Source organism: Deltaproteobacteria bacterium (assembly GCA_016874775.1).
In the GTDB taxonomy this organism is placed as follows: Bacteria; Desulfobacterota; Binatia; order Bin18; family Bin18; genus VGTJ01.
The window spans coordinates 1-15,112 of the sequence record VGTJ01000025.1 but is presented as its reverse complement, the minus strand read 5'-3'; the positions used below and the strand labels follow the sequence as shown (position 1 = coordinate 15,112).

The window sequence follows — 15,112 nt, the reverse complement described above, 5'->3', positions numbered from 1 at the left end:
GCTCATAGCAGAGTCAGTCACCCCTGAGCAAATTTCTTCATTGGCGCGAAATTTGCCTTCTTGCTTCGTTCTAGCGTTTTCAGCTACAAGGGGAGCAGTTGAACTTTCAGGATACACCGTGCGCGACGGACCGCGACTCTACTTACGATTGGGCGACCGCGTTGCTCACCTTCGCTACGAAGAGTGGGGCAATGGTGTTGTAGTCGAAGAAATGACCTCGACTTTGATTGGTGGCACCTGCCTTGTACGGATTCTGTTCGATGACGGCCAACAACGGACCTTCAGCAACGACCTCGATAGTGACATTTGCTGTTATTATTTTGGCATCCGCCGACAATCACACTCGCTGTTTGGTGGCGAACGTAAACGTTCAAGCCGTTCTTCCTTGGCGAAACGGCTGCCGCACGAGTAAATCTATTTCATACGCTACGACGAATTGTCTTTTGAGGTAGCGTGCGCTGTGCGCACGATGTCGCGTCACTCTACAAGGTTCGTGCGCATAGCGCACGCTACGGACTGTCGGGGCGTGCAGCTATACGCCCCGATCACGACACAATGTCTAGTATCGTGTCTCATAACTTCGTGAGCAGTTGTAGGGCGGGCGAAGCGCGCCAACTGACTGGCGCGTGGTACGCACCCTACGATTTCACCGCTCATGAACGTGCGAGATACGGTACTAGTAGTCAGTTATGTTGATTCTGCCGGGTGAACGTAGTGGCGTCATTCCCGCGAAAGCGGGAATCCAGGGAGGTTAAGTCGCGGCCCCTGCTTGAAGATCCTGGATGCCCGCCTGCGCGGGCATGACGAAATCGACCCCTCAAATTCAGTGTGACTGACTACTAGTGCCGTAAGAGCTAAGCCTTCCTCTGCTCCGACAGCGGCTCACCTTTCGGGCCAGTTCGACGGATCTTCCGTTGTTCAAGCGTGCTGAGCGTGTCAGGATTCACCCACGGAATTCCCATAGCACAGGGTTTCGGCATGCCTTCTTCTTCGACGTCTTCGTACTGGTCAGCACCTGGTCGTGCGAAGTTAATCATCTTTCGTTTGCCCATTGCGATCAGCTCTCCTGTTTTCGAGTGGATGTCGAGTATTTTTTCATGCTCATGGCAGGGGTCAAGAGCCATTCCTCTCGCTCTTTGCCTACTAGCCAAACCGAGCCTCAATCGATAGCCTATGAAATTCTTTTGTAGTGAAAATTCATTGCTAGGGATAACAACAACATGGAAGCGGTGGCAGAAAACGTTAAACTCGCTGAGCTGGAATTAGCCGTCCTCAAATTCTGGGACGAGAAGGATATTTTCGCCAAGAGCCTGGAACACACTCGGCATCTGCCACCGTTCATTTTTTATGATGGCCCTCCGTTCGCCACTGGCCTTCCACACTACGGCCATCTCTTAGCTGGCACGATTAAAGACATCATTCCCCGCTTCTGGACCATGCGTGGTCGCTATGTGGAACGTCGCTTTGGTTGGGACTGCCACGGTCTCCCAGTCGAAATGGAAATCGAACAGTCTTTGGGATTGAACGGCAAGAGTGAAATCGAACGGTTCGGGGTTGCCAATTTCAACAGTGAATGCCGTAAGATCGTGCTGCGCTATACGCAAGAATGGGAAAAGACAGTCCGGCGTATGGGTCGCTGGGTCGACTTCCGCAACGACTATCGTACGATGGACATGTCGTTCATGGAGACGGTGTGGTGGGCATTCAAACAGTTGTGGGACAGCGGCTTGGTTTATGAAGGTCACAAAGTGTTGCCATACTCTACTCGTCTGGGCACGGTACTTTCAAACTTCGAAGCCAATCTGAACTACAAAGATGTCCAGGACCCGGCTATCACCGTGCGTTTTGCCGCTGAAGGAGAAGAAAATACCTTCTTTACCGCCTGGACAACCACTCCTTGGACGTTACCGAGTAATCTCGCGTTAGCGGTCGGGCCCGAAGTCGATTACGTCAAAGTCCGCGACCACAGCGATGGCACCCACTACATTCTCGCTGACGCACGCATAAAAGCGTATTTCCCCAAGGCTGACACCTACACAGTCGAGGCACGATACAAAGGAACCGACCTCGTCGGGCGTCGCTTTACTCCGCTCTTGCCCTATTTTGCTGACCGCAAGGACGTTGGTGCCTTTCGTGTCATTCCAGCTGATTACGTCACCACCGAGGACGGTACGGGTATCGTTCACATTGCTCCAGCATTTGGTGAAGAGGACTTCTATGCCTGTCAAAAAGCAGGCATCGACATGGTGAACCCAGTCGATGACGAAGGAAAGTTCACTGCACCAGTGAGTGATTTTCTTGGCCTGCATGTTAAAGAGGCAGATCCAAAGATCATCGAGCGACTGAAACGCGACAAAACACTGATCCGCCAAGCAACGATCGATCATAGCTACCCGTTCTGCTGGCGCAGTGACACCCCGCTGATCTATCGTGCGGTCAACACATGGTTCGTGCGTGTGGAAGCGTTTCGCGACCGCCTCGTTGCGAATAACAAACTCACAGAGTGGGTTCCTGATCATTTGCGTGATGGTCGCTTTGGCAACTGGCTTGAGGGTGCACGCGATTGGGCTATCAGCCGCAACCGTTACTGGGGCACCCCGTTGCCGATCTGGCAGAGTGACGATGGCAAAGACGTAGTCTGCCTCGGCAGTGTCGAGGAACTCGCGCAGCGCACGGGCACAAGAGTGTCAGACCTGCATCGCGAGTTTGTCGACGACCTCACATTTCCTGCCTCATCAGGCAAGGGCATGATGCGACGCGTACCACATGTCTTCGACTGTTGGTTTGAAAGTGGCTCGATGCCCTATGCACAGTTGCATTATCCGTTCGAACACAAAGAAGATTTTTCACGATCGTTTCCTGCAGATTTCATCGCCGAAGGACTCGATCAAACCCGTGGGTGGTTTTACACACTCATGGTGATGGCGTCCGGGTTGTTCGATAAGCCTGCTTTTCATCACGTTGTCGTCAACGGCCTTGTTCTTGCCGAAGACGGCAAGAAGATGAGCAAACGGCTCAAGAATTATCCCGAGCCAGAAGAAATCTTAGCCGAGCACGGGGCCGATGCGTTACGGCTTTATCTCATCAACTCACCACTTGTGCGAGCTGAAGAGTTACGGTTCAGTGAACAAGGCGTGCGCGATACCGTGCGTCGTTTGCTATTGCCGTGGTGGAATGCCTATAAATTTTTTGTCACCTACGCTCTGGTCGATCAATGGAACCTAGCCCTGACACCGGCAGGCTCCTCACCCAACATTCTTGATCGCTGGATTCTGTCGCGGCAGCAGACGTTGATTCAGCGCACCAACGCCGAGATGGAAGGATACCGGCTCTACAACGTCGTCCCAGCACTGGTTGATTTTCTTGATGAACTAACCAATTGGTACATCCGTTTCAACCGTCGCCGCTTCTGGAGTGAAGGCGCAGATGCTGACAAGTTCTACGCCTATCGTACCTTGTATGAGGTGTTGCTCGGCTACGCCAAACTGATGGCACCATTTACACCGTTTCTTGCTGACGCCATCTATCGCAATCTCGTCACCCTCCACGCCGGGCAGGGCAAGGACAGTGTCCATCTTGAGCCGTTCCCGACGTACAATGAGCAATTAGTGAATCCTGAACTCGAAGACGCCGTCGCGCGTATGCAGCGTGTTGTGCTGCTGGGACGGAGCTTACGTAATGAACGCAAAGTCAAAGTCCGCATGCCACTGCCGCAACTGACAATTCTTCATCGTCAGCAATGGGTTCTCGATGAGATCAAACCGCTGGAAACGTACATCCGTGAAGAACTCAACGTCAAAGAGGTGGTGTACAGCACAGCAGAAGAGGCAAAGGTTGCCCTCAGCGCGAAAGCTAATCCGCAACTGTTAGGTCCTCGTTTTGGCAAGAACTTTGGTACCATTGGCAAGAAGATCACCAACCTTTCGCTCGACCAAATGCTGGCAAGCGAAGAGGGCAAGTCCATCACACTCGATGCAGAGTCATTTCAACCCAACGAAATTCAGATCTTGCGTCAGGCTCGCGATGGCGCCCCTGACGTACGTTCGGATCGTTTCATTTCCATTGAATTTCCGTGTACGCTCACTGATGAATTGATTGCTGAGGGCTTAGCACGCGAAGTCGTCCATCTCATTCAACAAATGCGTAAAGATGCCGGGTATCAAGTGGAAGATCGCATTGCCGTCACCTATACAACCGAATCTGCCCTTGCATCAGCCATTGAGCGACATCAGGCGTACATTCAGCAAGAAACGCTGGCGCGGTCGCTGCGACCGGTTCAAGCCCAAGGAGATCGGGTTGATACAGTCGACATCGAAGGCATGAAACTCACGCTCGGCGTGCAACGCGAAGGATAATCGAGGGAAACCCATGTCCAACAGAATACTGCTCGCGGCTGTTATCGCAGGAATCATTCTTTTTCTCGATCAATTGACCAAGACCTTGATTGCGCAAAACGTAGAACTCCATCAGCGTATCCCGATGCTTGCTGGGTTTTTTGATCTGACGCACATGCGGAACCCAGGCGCTGCTTTTAGTTTTCTTGCGCAAGCACCGGACTGGTTCCGGCAGCCATTTTTCCTGATCGCGACCAGCGTGGCGATTGCGGCGCTGATCTTTTTTATCCTCTATGCACAAGAAGAAGGAGCCTTTTTCGTCATTGCAGCAGCAAGCATCCTAGGGGGGGCAATTGGCAACCTCATTGATCGTCTCCTCTATGGTGAAGTGATCGACTTTCTGCTTTTTTACTGGCACGATTGGGCGTGGCCAGCTTTTAACGTTGCTGATAGCTGTATCACGATTGGTGTGATCGGTCTCTTGTGGGCGTCATGGAAACAGCCCTCAACCGCTCCGCACGAACACGCATCCACCTGACACACTATTGTTGAGTCGACAGACTACGTCAGGTAACATACCTCTTGTTCAACAGCACGTCGCAAACGAGGAGGTGATTATGCGAATAATTCGAAAATCAACCGTGATGGTGGGAATAGTGGTGTTGGGAATGGCGCTCAGCAGCTGTTCGCAGCCGCTAAGTACACGTGAAAAAAGCACGCTTGGTGGTGTCGGACTCGGTGCAGCAACTGGAGCTATCATCGGTGCAGCGGTGGGAAATCCTGGAGCGGGAGCCGCCATTGGTGGCGCAATGGGAGGACTTGGTGGTGCAGCGATCGGCAATTCCATGCAAGGCCAGGAAGTACGTCAAGCAGAACAACAGCGAGAGATGGAAGAACAACGACGAGAGATCGAGCAACAACGGAAAGAGCTGGAACAACTGAAGCGCAAGCAAAGAAGAACAACCGAGGATGACGAGTATTAAGAGGTGGAGATCATGAAGCGGTATGATGTTATTCGTCAGATAGCAGTCGGCATTGGCATTGTTTTCCTGGTTGGCTGTTCGCAGCCGCTCTCGACACGAGAAAAAAGCACGATTGTTGGCACAGGACTGGGAGCAGCAACCGGGGCAATCATTGGTGCTGCTGTGGGTAACCCTGCCGCTGGTGCGGCGATTGGTGGTGCCATGGGCGCCGCAGGTGGAGCCCTCGTTGGGAACCAGTTACAGAATCGCGAACAGGTAGCCAACGAGAATGAACAAGTCATTGCGCAACAGCGACAAGAACTCGCCAAGAACCGTGCTCTTCTCGATGAACTCAAAAAGCAGAATCTTGAAGCGCGAGAAACGGAACGTGGCGTCGTCGTGAATTTGCCAGATGTCTTGTTTGAGTTCGGCAAAGCGAATCTGACCAGTGGCGCACGCGATAAAGCTCGTGATATCGCCGAGGTGCTCAACAATCAAGCAAAAGATCGGCGCGTGTCGATCGAAGGACACACCGACTCCATAGGCACTGACGCAGCTAATCAAACTCTCTCTGAACGTCGAGCAAGTAGTGTCGCCTCGGCTCTCGAGAATGAAGGTGTAGGCCAAGACCGTATCGCCACCAAAGGGTACGGGAAACGCTATCCAGTTGCGCCGAATAAGAACACCGACGGCTCGGACAACCCATCTGGCCGAGCCAAGAACCGTCGAGTCGAAGTGATTATTGAGAATAAGTAGCAGTGCCAACTATTCAGGGTTGTCATTGCGAGGAGCGCAGACGACGAAGCAATCTTTGTCTGAAACTGAGATTGCTTCGCTCTGCTCGCAATGACGGATTGCCCAACCTTCTCAGATAATTGCTTCAACTACTCTCCTCCGTTCATTACAATCTCTCCAACTGTTCCTTTGCATCCCTTGTGTGGCGTGATACGTCGTCACGAGTAAAGGGGACCGAACCGTCTATGCAGTGTACCCAGTGTGGAGAGACGAATCCCGAGCACGCTCAGTTTTGTATCGAAGGCGAGACACCGTCTCCTACCCGCACTAGCTGAAACAAAACAATCGGGGTAGAAGATGTTCCCGTAACTCAGTCTCAACGGATATGTTGGGAGGGGCTGAGTTGCAGAACTCTACCATGCGAAGGGGAGACGCATGAAACAATTACGGATCATTCCTGATAAATGTACGAGTTGCTTGCAATGTGAGCTGGCATGCTCGTTTGTCCAAACTGGCACGTTCCAACCGTCACGCTCTGTGATTCGGGTCTATATCTTTGACGAACAAGCCAGTTATGCACCGTATACGTGCTTTCAATGCAATGAAGCCTGGTGCATGACAGCCTGCCCGGTCAATGCGATCGCAATCGATTCACAAACCGGCGCGAAAGTCGTCATGGATAATGTCTGCGTCGGTTGCGCGGTATGTACGATTGCTTGCCCGTATGGCACGGTTTTTTACAATCCAGACACACATAAAGCCTTCAAGTGCGATCTGTGCGGCGGTGACCCGGCGTGTGTCACGGCTTGTCCCACTGGGGCAATCGAATATGTCGATATGCAACAACCTGATTGGCTCGCAGCATGGGCGCAAAAGGTCAATGCTGGGTTACAAACGATGCAGGAAGGAGACCACTCATGATGTACGGTTGGACCGGTACGGTCTTACGTATCAATCTCACTACTCGACAGGTCACCAAAGAACCATTGCACGAAGAATGGGCCCGAGATTACATCGGTGGCCGTGGTCTCGGTGCGCGCTATTTGCTGCAAGAAGTCGATCCGCAAGTCGAACCTTTTAGCCCAGAGAACAAGTTGTTGGTGGTGACTGGTCCGTTAACCGGCACCAATGCCTCGTGTGGCTCACGCTACATGGTGGTCACCAAAGGTCCTCTCACCAACGCCATTACCACATCGAACTCAGGTGGCACCTGGGGACCCGAACTCAAAACCGCTGGTTACGATATGTTGATTCTTGAGGGGAAAGCGTCGACTCCTGTTTATCTATGGATCTACAATGACCAAGTTGAAATTCGTGAAGCGAACCACCTGTGGGGTAAAACCGTCTGGGAAACAGAAGAGCTGCTACGCACCGAGGTTGGTGTCCCTGACACGGTGATTGCCAGCATCGGTCCAGCCGGAGAAAAGTTGGTGCGCTTTGCTTGCATCATGAATGATCTGCATCGCGCTGCCGGGCGTTCGGGCGTCGGTGCCGTAATGGGCTCCAAGAACCTGAAAGCCATCGTCGTGCGTGGCACAGGTGGTGTCCGTTTAGCTGACCCTAAAGCGTACATGCAAGCACACTGGGAGATGAAAACCAAGCTGCGGGAATCGCCTGTCACCTCACAGGGCTTGCCGATCTATGGCACAGAAGTGTTGGTCAACGTTATCAATGAACACGGTGCACTACCCACGAATAATCATCAGCAAACTGTCTTCGACAAAGCTGAGGACATCAGTGGAGAAACCCTCACCGAAACACGATTGGTGGCAAATAAAGCATGCTTCTCGTGTGCGATTGCGTGTGGTCGCGTGTCGACGTTGCCCGGTGCTGCCGCAGGAAAATACTCGGTCACAACTCATCCGCATAACTGGAAGATTGCTGGCGAAGGTCCAGAGTACGAAGCCGCATGGGCAATGGGGGCAGAGTGTGGCGTGGGTGACTTAGACGCACTGATCAAAGCTAACTGGTTGTGCAATGAACTTGGCATGGATTCCATTAGTTTTGGCGCGACAGTCGCTGCGGGAATGGAGTTGTTTGAAAAAGGCGCAGTCTCCGCGCAACAGACTGGTATGCCACTGAACTTCGGCAGTGCCGAAGCACTGATCGCAATGGCCGAGAAAACTGCCTACCGTGAAGGTTTCGGTAATGAACTCGCGGAAGGCTCGAAGCGAATGACGGAAAAATTTGGCCGACCCGAGCTGTTCATGGGCGTCAGAGGGCAAGAATTCGCCGCGTATGAAGCCCGGGCAATTCAGGGTATGGGACTGGGTTATGCCACGTCGAATCGTGGCGCGTGTCATCTCAAGGCCTATACGGTCGCGGCTGAGATTCTCGGCCTGCCGCGGCAAATGGACCCACGTGCGACCGAAGGTAAAGCTGAGATCACCAAGCTGTTCCAAGATGCAACGGCAACCGTTGACGCCACTGGTCTTTGTCAGTTCCTCACTTTTGGTATTGGTCTCGAAGAAATTTTGCCGCAGCTCTCGGCAGCAACTGGAGTTCCTTACACCTTGGAAGGACTGCTGAAAATCGGCGAACGCATCTGGACCGTTGAACGCTTGTGGAATGAACGCGCAGGTTTTACGGGGAAGGATGACACCTTACCGAAACGTATCCTCGAAGAGCCAATTCCTACTGGTCCGGCGAAAGGTCAGGTGAATCGCTTAGGCGAGATGCTCCCGGAGTATTATCAACTGCGCGGCTGGACTGCCGACGGGAAGATTACGCCGGAGAAGTTAAAGGAACTCGGGCTTGCGTAAAGACTAGGGGCTAGGGGCTAGATTTTCCTCCCCACAAGCCCCTAGCCCCCAACCCCCTAGCCCCCTCTTCGCTACTGACTACCTTTGTGGAGCATTTATGTCACGACATGTCATTCTTGGTGGTGGACCAGCAGGGATAGCAGCAATCGATACGATCCGCGCGGTCGAAGGCTCTAACGCATCGATTACCCTAGTCTCTGATGAACCTGCTTACTCGCGCATGGTTCTGCCCTATTATCTGGCGCAAGAGATTCCTGAACCGCATGTCCTCATCGGTGACCAGAATTACTTCACCCGTCAAAAGGTCGAAACGCACCTTGGGGTGCGGGCTCAGGCCGTAAATGCGCAAACAAAAACAGTCACGCTTAGTGACGGAAAGACTCTGACCTTCGACAATCTACTGATTGCCACTGGTTCTTCTGCGCAGCGACCGCCATTTCCTGGCGCCAACCTTGATGGTGTTCATACGTTCTGGACACTCGATGATGCTCGCAAGACGATCGCCAAAGGACAGGGAACTCCTGAAGCCGTCCTGGTCGGTGCCGGGTTCATCGGCTTCATTGTTCTCAATGCTATGGCTAAACGTGGGTGGAAACTTTCCGTTGTCGAGATGGAACAACACGTCTTGCCGCGTATGCTCGATCAACAAGGAGCGACCGCGGTCGAAGGCTGGCTGCGTAACCGTGGTGTTGCGTTGCATACTGGCGCCCAGGTCCAGGGCATCACACGCGACAACAGCGGCAAGTTGACACTGACATTGAGCACTGGGGCGACGATTCGTGCTGACTTAGTTATCCTCGCGACTGGTATCAAGCCAAACATCGAGTTTCTCTCTGGCTCTGGGCTCACGATGAATGGTGGAGTAGTGGTCAACGACCGGCTACAAACCAACATTCCCGGTATTTATGCTGCGGGTGATGTCGCCGCGGGTATCGACCTACTCTCGGGAACGTCAGCAGTCCATGCAATCCAGCCAACTGCAGTCGATCATGGTCGCGTCGCTGGTGCGAACATGGCCGGTAAAGAAACCCATTATCCAGGCAGCTTACTGATCAACGTACTTGATGTCGTTAAGCTACACTGCGCAAGCTTTGGTCTCTGGCGAGCGGAGGGACGTGAGGTCACAATCGTTGCCAATCCAACACGCCCACTGTACCGCAAGTATGTATGGGAGGGAGATCGTTTAGTTGGCGCACTATTTGTTGGCCCAATCGACGATGTGACAATGTTAAACGACGTGGGAATGGCAAAAGGCTTCATCCAGACCAAGAAGCCTCTAGGAATATGGGCGAACTATATTCGATCGCATCCGACTGATCTGCGTCGCGCTTATGTCGCTACTGGTGTCGCGAACGCATTGATACCGCAGACCCTGTTAGGAACCGCTTCACGCGAGCGAGATTATCGAGTGAATGGAGTGACCCCAGCAGCGTGGAACAAAGCTCCCCATGCAACACTCGTTCAGACGCGACCAGCGAAATACGCAGAACTCAAACCAACACCGACACCTGGCATTGGAAAGAGCCAATGATGCAGATCAACGTCAAACTCTTCGCTAACCTGCGAAAGAACTTGCCACCGGGTTCGTCTGGTGGCAAAGCCACGCTCACACTCGAGGATGGTGCGACGATTACGAGCATCATCAACCAGCTCAACATTCCCCTCGAACTGGCGCAGATGGTGCTCGTGAATGGGGAGCAAACGCGGGAGTTTGCTCAGCCACTGAAGGATGGCGATGCAGTCAGTATTTTCCCACCCGTTGCAGGTGGGTAACTTCTACGATTCGTGTTCTTCTGCAGTCTCCACCTCGCCCCCATTGTCGTGAAAAGTGCGCTTATCAAGTCCATAGGAGCGCATCTTGCGGTAGAGGGTCTTGGTATCCACTCCACACTGTGCTGCGGTCCGACTGATTCTGCCTTTGCAGAGTTCCAGCTGTCGGGTCAGATAGTACTTTTCTTGTTCGTTGAGCCATTCCCGTAACGGTAGAGCAATCGGAGTCGCAGGAATGCTTGCAGCGGTAGCAATCTCCATCTGCGGCAGGTCCACTTCCTCGATCATGTTACCATTGGTCAGGACAAGCGCTCGCTCCAACACGTTTTGCAGCTCCCGCACATTGCCCGGCCAGGCATAATGAAACAACTGATGCATCGCTCGCGGAGCCACTTTATTAATGCGCTTTTGTCGAGCCACAGGGTGATGCCGGAGGAAATCTTGGACGAGCAACGGCACATCATCGCGGCGTTGCCGTAATGGCAATAAGCGGATGGGCACGACTTTGATCCGGTAATAAAAGTCACTGCGCATCTGGCCCTGCGCTACCAAGTCTTCCAGCGGGACGTTACTGGCGGCAATTACGCGCATATCGATGGGTTTTCGCTGGCCATTACCCAACCGTTGTACCTTGCGGTCTTGCAACACCAACAGCAGCTTCGCCTGCATCGCCAGCGACATACTTTCGATTTCATCGAGAAAGAGCGTGCCGCCATGGGCGAGTTCGATCTTTCCTGGGCGAGATTGTTCGGCACCGGTAAACGCACCACGCTCGTAACCAAACAATTCACTCTCAAGGAGTGATTCTGGCACCCCAGCGCAATTAATGGTAATAAAGGGGCCCTTTTGTCGCGTGCTGTGATGGTGAATGGCGGTAGCGACAAGTTCTTTACCGGTTCCGGTCTCTCCTTCCACCAACACCGTCACATCGGTTGTTGACACCATATGGATGATTTCAAAGACCCGATGCATTTCTGGGGTCTTACTCAGCATGCCACCAAAATCGTAACGGTCTTTCAACGTCCGGCGGAGATGACGAATCTCAATAAATGGCCAGACCTTTTCTAAAACGGCACGCGTCGATTCTTGGATCGCATCTGGCGTCACCGGCTTGACAATGTAGTCTGTAGCCCCGAGTTTGAGCACTTGCACGGCAGTCTCAACGTCAGCATATCCAGTACGGGCAATAATCGGGATATCTGGCGAGCGTTTCGCGATCCGCTCGGTCAAGTCGATACCACTGAGTCCGGGGAGACGCAGATCAGTCACGACCAAGTCTATATCGTCGTCCTTCTCAAGACGGGTGAGTGCAGCTTCTGCCGAATCAACGCCCACAACGTCGTACTCAGAGAACCGATACTGCCGTTCCAGTTGTCGACGCGCCAAATCGTCATCATCGACGACCAAAATGCGAGGGGTCAACTTATGTGTTCGCGCATTCAGGCTAGCGACAGTAGTTTTTCGTGATCGTGCAGAGAGCGAACCGTTGTGAGTCTCGGTTGACTGATGTTGCATAAGTAATGTCACACCCTTTCATTCAGGAAGACTCATCCTATGGGTTATAGCGACAGATGTGAGTTTTACCAAAAACGCAGTAAGGACTTCGATGCCCGACTGAGGAAAGATCGTCATTCATTGTCCACACTCCACCTGGGAAAACACTACAAACACTGGTCAGGATTGAAAGAACGCGTTGGGGAAAGCGAATTTCTCCCTACCTGAACTCAAGATGTAAGCAGCATAAGATATTCGATACACATTGGGAAAGTCTCAAATTGCAGTAAAATTTGGGACCGGTGTAACTATGTAGCCTATCTACCATTCTTTCCCTGCACTTATGCAGAAAATTCTGGTAGCTACGGCAGGAAAAATTCGCCAGTTGGCCGCTATCCCCATGGCTTTACCGAGTAAAGAATCCACCCGCCGCATGAGGCCAGTCGACAAACAGATACAGTGAGGCACTGGCGAACGCGAGGGCTAGCAACAGTACTCGTTCGACGTCACCAGCAATATGTCGTACCCCAAGAGCCATGACGATAGCGAGAGCAGGGAATAAGGGGGAAAAATAACGCGGACCAGGAAGCGTTAATAACAGCGGGAGCGCAACGGCAAGGATCCACCCTATTAAGAGATAATCAGAACGTTGACGACGATACAGCAGGTGCCAAAAGCCAACAGCCAAGATCGGAAGATGCGCGACGCCAATGCCAGACGGTAAACGAAAGACGAGTACCTGGAGGAGCCACCATCGCCCTTTCGTCGATGAGGTCATGTTCTTGGCATAGCGAGAGAGCAATGCCTGCTGGCCAGCAAAAATACCTTCCTGCATAGCATATCCAAGCCAGAGGCAGAAAATCCCCAGCGAAACAAGAAAGACGATAGCAAAAACAGGCAGTAATGGACGAACCCGATCACTCCCCAACCACACAAGGAGGATGACTGGATACACCAAAACCATTGTATATTTGCAAAGCAATCCAATGCCGATACAGACTCCGACGAAAGCTGCTCGCCACAACGATGGTTGTTTCACTAATTGTAATGTCAGAAAAATTGCCAAGACAAAACAAAAAGTGACTTGCATGTCAGTCAATCCTACCGGTGCCAGGCGAAAGAAAAATGGCATGCAAAGAAACCACACCGCCGCTACCATTCCGGTCGTACGCGTCGAGAGTTCACTGCCAATGCGATAAGTCAGCCCCAACGCTATCAATGCAAAACAGAGCGAGACCATTCGTACGACAATGAGTTCCGCTCCACAGAGACGCATCACGAAGCCATAGAGAAGAATAACAAGTGGCGGGTGTTGCTGCCCAAGCCCAGGAATCTGCTCATACTGGTCAAAGAACGGACCGATACCCTGCTCGGCCACGATTTTCGCCGCTGCAAATACGTAAAGTTCGTCTGGCCATCCGAGGAATGTGCTAGCATACAGCCAGCCAGCCGTGAGGAAGAGGGCCGCACCACACCCCCATACTCGCGGTCCACTTTGTATGAGTGCTCGTTGCAACCGTTTCAGGCTATCGAGTGCTGTCCGTGGAAGACAACCAATAACTACAGCAGCCACCAGACTGTACAGTACGAGTGGAAGTAACTTTTCAGGGCGAGGGGCTGTTCCACTCCACCAGATAAGCACTAACCACAGCATCTGGAGAGTGGTCATCAACGAGATGACTGTTCGAGTGGTCACGGAGCCACTCCTGGGGAAACGTGACGCAACGGAAGCTGGGGATATAGGAGTCCTATTTGAGATGGGGAACGGCAAAACACAACCACCCTTCGACAAGCTCAGGGTGTACGGGAAAGACAAGCAGCCAGGATAATTTCCCTGTTCGTGCTGAAATCCTGAGCCTGTCGAAGGATCGAAGCATGAACGGGCTATGCATCCACAAATGATTTCGGAAACCTACAAGCGGAGTACATACGGCGTCAAGCGTGTGGCTCTTGGTCCTTCCTGTCAATCGGGCTTGAGCTTTCACGGTAGGCTGCTAGGGTGCAGAGTGACAAGAACAGCAACGTGAAGATAATAGACAGTCATGATCTCGCCGGCTCTCCCTCTCTCAACGGTATCGCTTGTTATTCCAGTCTATAACGGTGGTGCTAGTTTTCGCGCTTGTTTAGCAAGCGTGTTACAGACAAGACCACAGCCACTGGAACTTATTGTTGTTGCCGACGATGACACCGATGGCTCGGGAGCGTTCGCACAGGCTTCTGGTGCCCGTGTCATGACCCTCCCTGTTCGCGGCGGTCCTGCACGCGCTCGCAACATCGGTGCGCGCGCCGCACGAGGTGATCTCGTTTTTTTGTCGACGCAGACGTTACCATTCCGCCTCAAGCCATTGCACAGGTCGCTGAGAATTTTCATTCCCATCCAGACATCGTCGCGTTGTTTGGCTCCTATGATGACACACCAGCAGCAACGAATTTCTTGTCACAATACAAGAACCTCTTGCATCACTATATACATCAAACATCGAGTGATGAAGCGATAACATTCTGGGGTGCTTGTGGCGCCATTCGGCGTGAAGTGTTTCTTGCCCTTGAGGGCTTCGATGAGCGATATCGCATTCCTTCCGTCGAAGACATTGAGCTCGGCTATCGCCTCACTCGTGCCGGGTATCGCATTCGCCTCTGCAAAAAGCTACAAGTCAAGCATTTAAAGGCTTGGAACGTGTCTTCTTTACTCAAAACTGACTTCTGCGCTCGCGCGTTGCCGTGGACGGCTCTCATCTGGAAGGAAGGGCAGATGCGGAATGATCTCAACCTGGGAGTTGCCAGCCGGTTGAGTGCGATCTTCGTTTATGCCCTAATGGCAGCCGGTATTGGAACATTTTGGCTACCGTCGCTCGTCGTGATAAGTGGAGTCTTGGTCATCGCCTTGCTCATCAGTAATGCACCACTGTATGTATTCTATCTACAGAAAAGCCGTTCATGAGGCGAGGCCTCACCTTATCCGATGAAAACCCGAGTGCCGCGCGCTACACTACCGCCGGTTCTGGCGTAGCCGAGGTCGAGTCCCCTTGGTGCTTGCAGCCCGTCGATAAGCCGG

General features: G+C 52.6%; 12 protein-coding genes and 1 pseudogene. 10 read left to right on the top strand and 3 right to left on the bottom strand.

From position 1 onward, the window contains the following. Positions 1–118 precede the first annotated feature (118 nt). A complete protein-coding gene (locus FJ147_06280; protein ID MBM4255490.1) occupies positions 119–412 on the top strand; it encodes a DUF3553 domain-containing protein in 294 nt (97 codons plus the stop codon). A 442-nt stretch (positions 413–854) separates the two neighbouring features. Here FJ147_06280 and FJ147_06275 read toward each other — a convergent pair whose 3' ends face one another. Next, entirely contained in the window at positions 855–1,124 is a 270-nt protein-coding gene (locus FJ147_06275) for a hypothetical protein (GenBank protein MBM4255489.1), read from the bottom strand. A gap of 96 nt (positions 1,125–1,220) precedes the next feature. On the opposite strand from FJ147_06275, the gene FJ147_06270 reads away from it, so the two are divergent. The 8 genes from FJ147_06270 to FJ147_06235 all read left to right on the top strand — a co-directional run bounded on the left by FJ147_06270 (position 1,221) and on the right by FJ147_06235 (position 10,566). Beyond that, positions 1,221–4,355, top strand: coding sequence for an isoleucine--tRNA ligase (locus FJ147_06270; GenBank protein ID MBM4255488.1), 3,135 nt, complete (start codon positions 1,221–1,223; stop codon positions 4,353–4,355). Positions 4,356–4,368: 13 nt separating this feature from the next. Then, on the top strand, positions 4,369–4,872 hold the full coding sequence (lspA, locus tag FJ147_06265; protein ID MBM4255487.1) for a signal peptidase II: 504 nt from the start codon (positions 4,369–4,371) through the stop codon (positions 4,870–4,872). 106 nt (positions 4,873–4,978) lie between these two features. Then, positions 4,979–5,317 (top strand): hypothetical protein, encoded by a 339-nt coding sequence (locus FJ147_06260; GenBank protein ID MBM4255486.1) that lies wholly within the window; start codon positions 4,979–4,981, stop codon positions 5,315–5,317. A 12-nt stretch (positions 5,318–5,329) separates the two neighbouring features. Further along, complete coding sequence (locus tag FJ147_06255) at positions 5,330–6,052, top strand: OmpA family protein (protein MBM4255485.1); 723 nt, start codon at positions 5,330–5,332, stop codon at positions 6,050–6,052. Positions 6,053–6,466: 414 nt separating this feature from the next. Continuing rightward, a complete protein-coding gene (locus tag FJ147_06250) occupies positions 6,467–6,952 on the top strand; it encodes a 4Fe-4S dicluster domain-containing protein (GenBank protein MBM4255484.1) in 486 nt (161 codons plus the stop codon). Then, positions 6,949–8,793, top strand: coding sequence for an aldehyde ferredoxin oxidoreductase family protein (locus FJ147_06245; GenBank protein MBM4255483.1), 1,845 nt, complete (start codon positions 6,949–6,951; stop codon positions 8,791–8,793). Before FJ147_06250 ends, FJ147_06245 begins: the two co-directional genes overlap by 4 nt. Positions 8,794–8,890: 97 nt before the next feature. Then, entirely contained in the window at positions 8,891–10,324 is a 1,434-nt protein-coding gene (locus FJ147_06240) for an NAD(P)/FAD-dependent oxidoreductase (protein MBM4255482.1), read from the top strand. Continuing rightward, the gene (locus tag FJ147_06235; GenBank protein ID MBM4255481.1) at positions 10,321–10,566 is read left to right on the top strand and encodes a MoaD/ThiS family protein; all 246 of its coding nucleotides are present in this window, start codon (positions 10,321–10,323) and stop codon (positions 10,564–10,566) included. Before FJ147_06240 ends, FJ147_06235 begins: the two co-directional genes overlap by 4 nt. A 3-nt stretch (positions 10,567–10,569) precedes the next feature. Here the strand turns inward: FJ147_06235 and FJ147_06230 are convergent, their stop codons facing one another. Next, positions 10,570–12,090 carry a sigma-54-dependent Fis family transcriptional regulator gene (locus FJ147_06230; GenBank protein ID MBM4255480.1) on the bottom strand — a complete coding sequence of 507 codons (1,521 nt, stop codon included), beginning with the start codon at positions 12,088–12,090 and terminating at the stop codon, positions 10,570–10,572. A 373-nt stretch (positions 12,091–12,463) separates the two neighbouring features. Beyond that, complete coding sequence (locus tag FJ147_06225; GenBank protein ID MBM4255479.1) at positions 12,464–13,753, bottom strand: hypothetical protein; 1,290 nt, start codon at positions 13,751–13,753, stop codon at positions 12,464–12,466. A 346-nt stretch (positions 13,754–14,099) separates the two neighbouring features. On the opposite strand from FJ147_06225, the pseudogene FJ147_06220 reads away from it, so the two are divergent. Beyond that, positions 14,100–14,998: pseudogene (locus tag FJ147_06220) on the top strand (glycosyltransferase). The last annotated feature ends 114 nt before the right edge of the window (positions 14,999–15,112 follow it).

Bases quoted from the DNA above. Each gene is read 5' to 3' on its own strand.
- FJ147_06255 (MBM4255485.1), top strand. From the start codon at position 5,330: ATGAAGCGGTATGATGTTATTCGTCAGATAGCAGTCGGCATTGGCATT.
- FJ147_06245 (MBM4255483.1), top strand. From the start codon at position 6,949: ATGATGTACGGTTGGACCGGTACGGTCTTACGTATCAATCTCACTACT.
- FJ147_06270 (MBM4255488.1), top strand. From the start codon at position 1,221: ATGGAAGCGGTGGCAGAAAACGTTAAACTCGCTGAGCTGGAATTAGCC.
- FJ147_06250 (MBM4255484.1), top strand. From the start codon at position 6,467: ATGAAACAATTACGGATCATTCCTGATAAATGTACGAGTTGCTTGCAA.
- FJ147_06275 (MBM4255489.1), bottom strand. From the start codon at position 1,124: ATGGCTCTTGACCCCTGCCATGAGCATGAAAAAATACTCGACATCCAC.
- FJ147_06235 (MBM4255481.1), top strand. From the start codon at position 10,321: ATGATGCAGATCAACGTCAAACTCTTCGCTAACCTGCGAAAGAACTTG.
- lspA (MBM4255487.1), top strand. From the start codon at position 4,369: ATGTCCAACAGAATACTGCTCGCGGCTGTTATCGCAGGAATCATTCTT.
- FJ147_06240 (MBM4255482.1), top strand. From the start codon at position 8,891: ATGTCACGACATGTCATTCTTGGTGGTGGACCAGCAGGGATAGCAGCA.
- FJ147_06260 (MBM4255486.1), top strand. From the start codon at position 4,979: ATGGTGGGAATAGTGGTGTTGGGAATGGCGCTCAGCAGCTGTTCGCAG.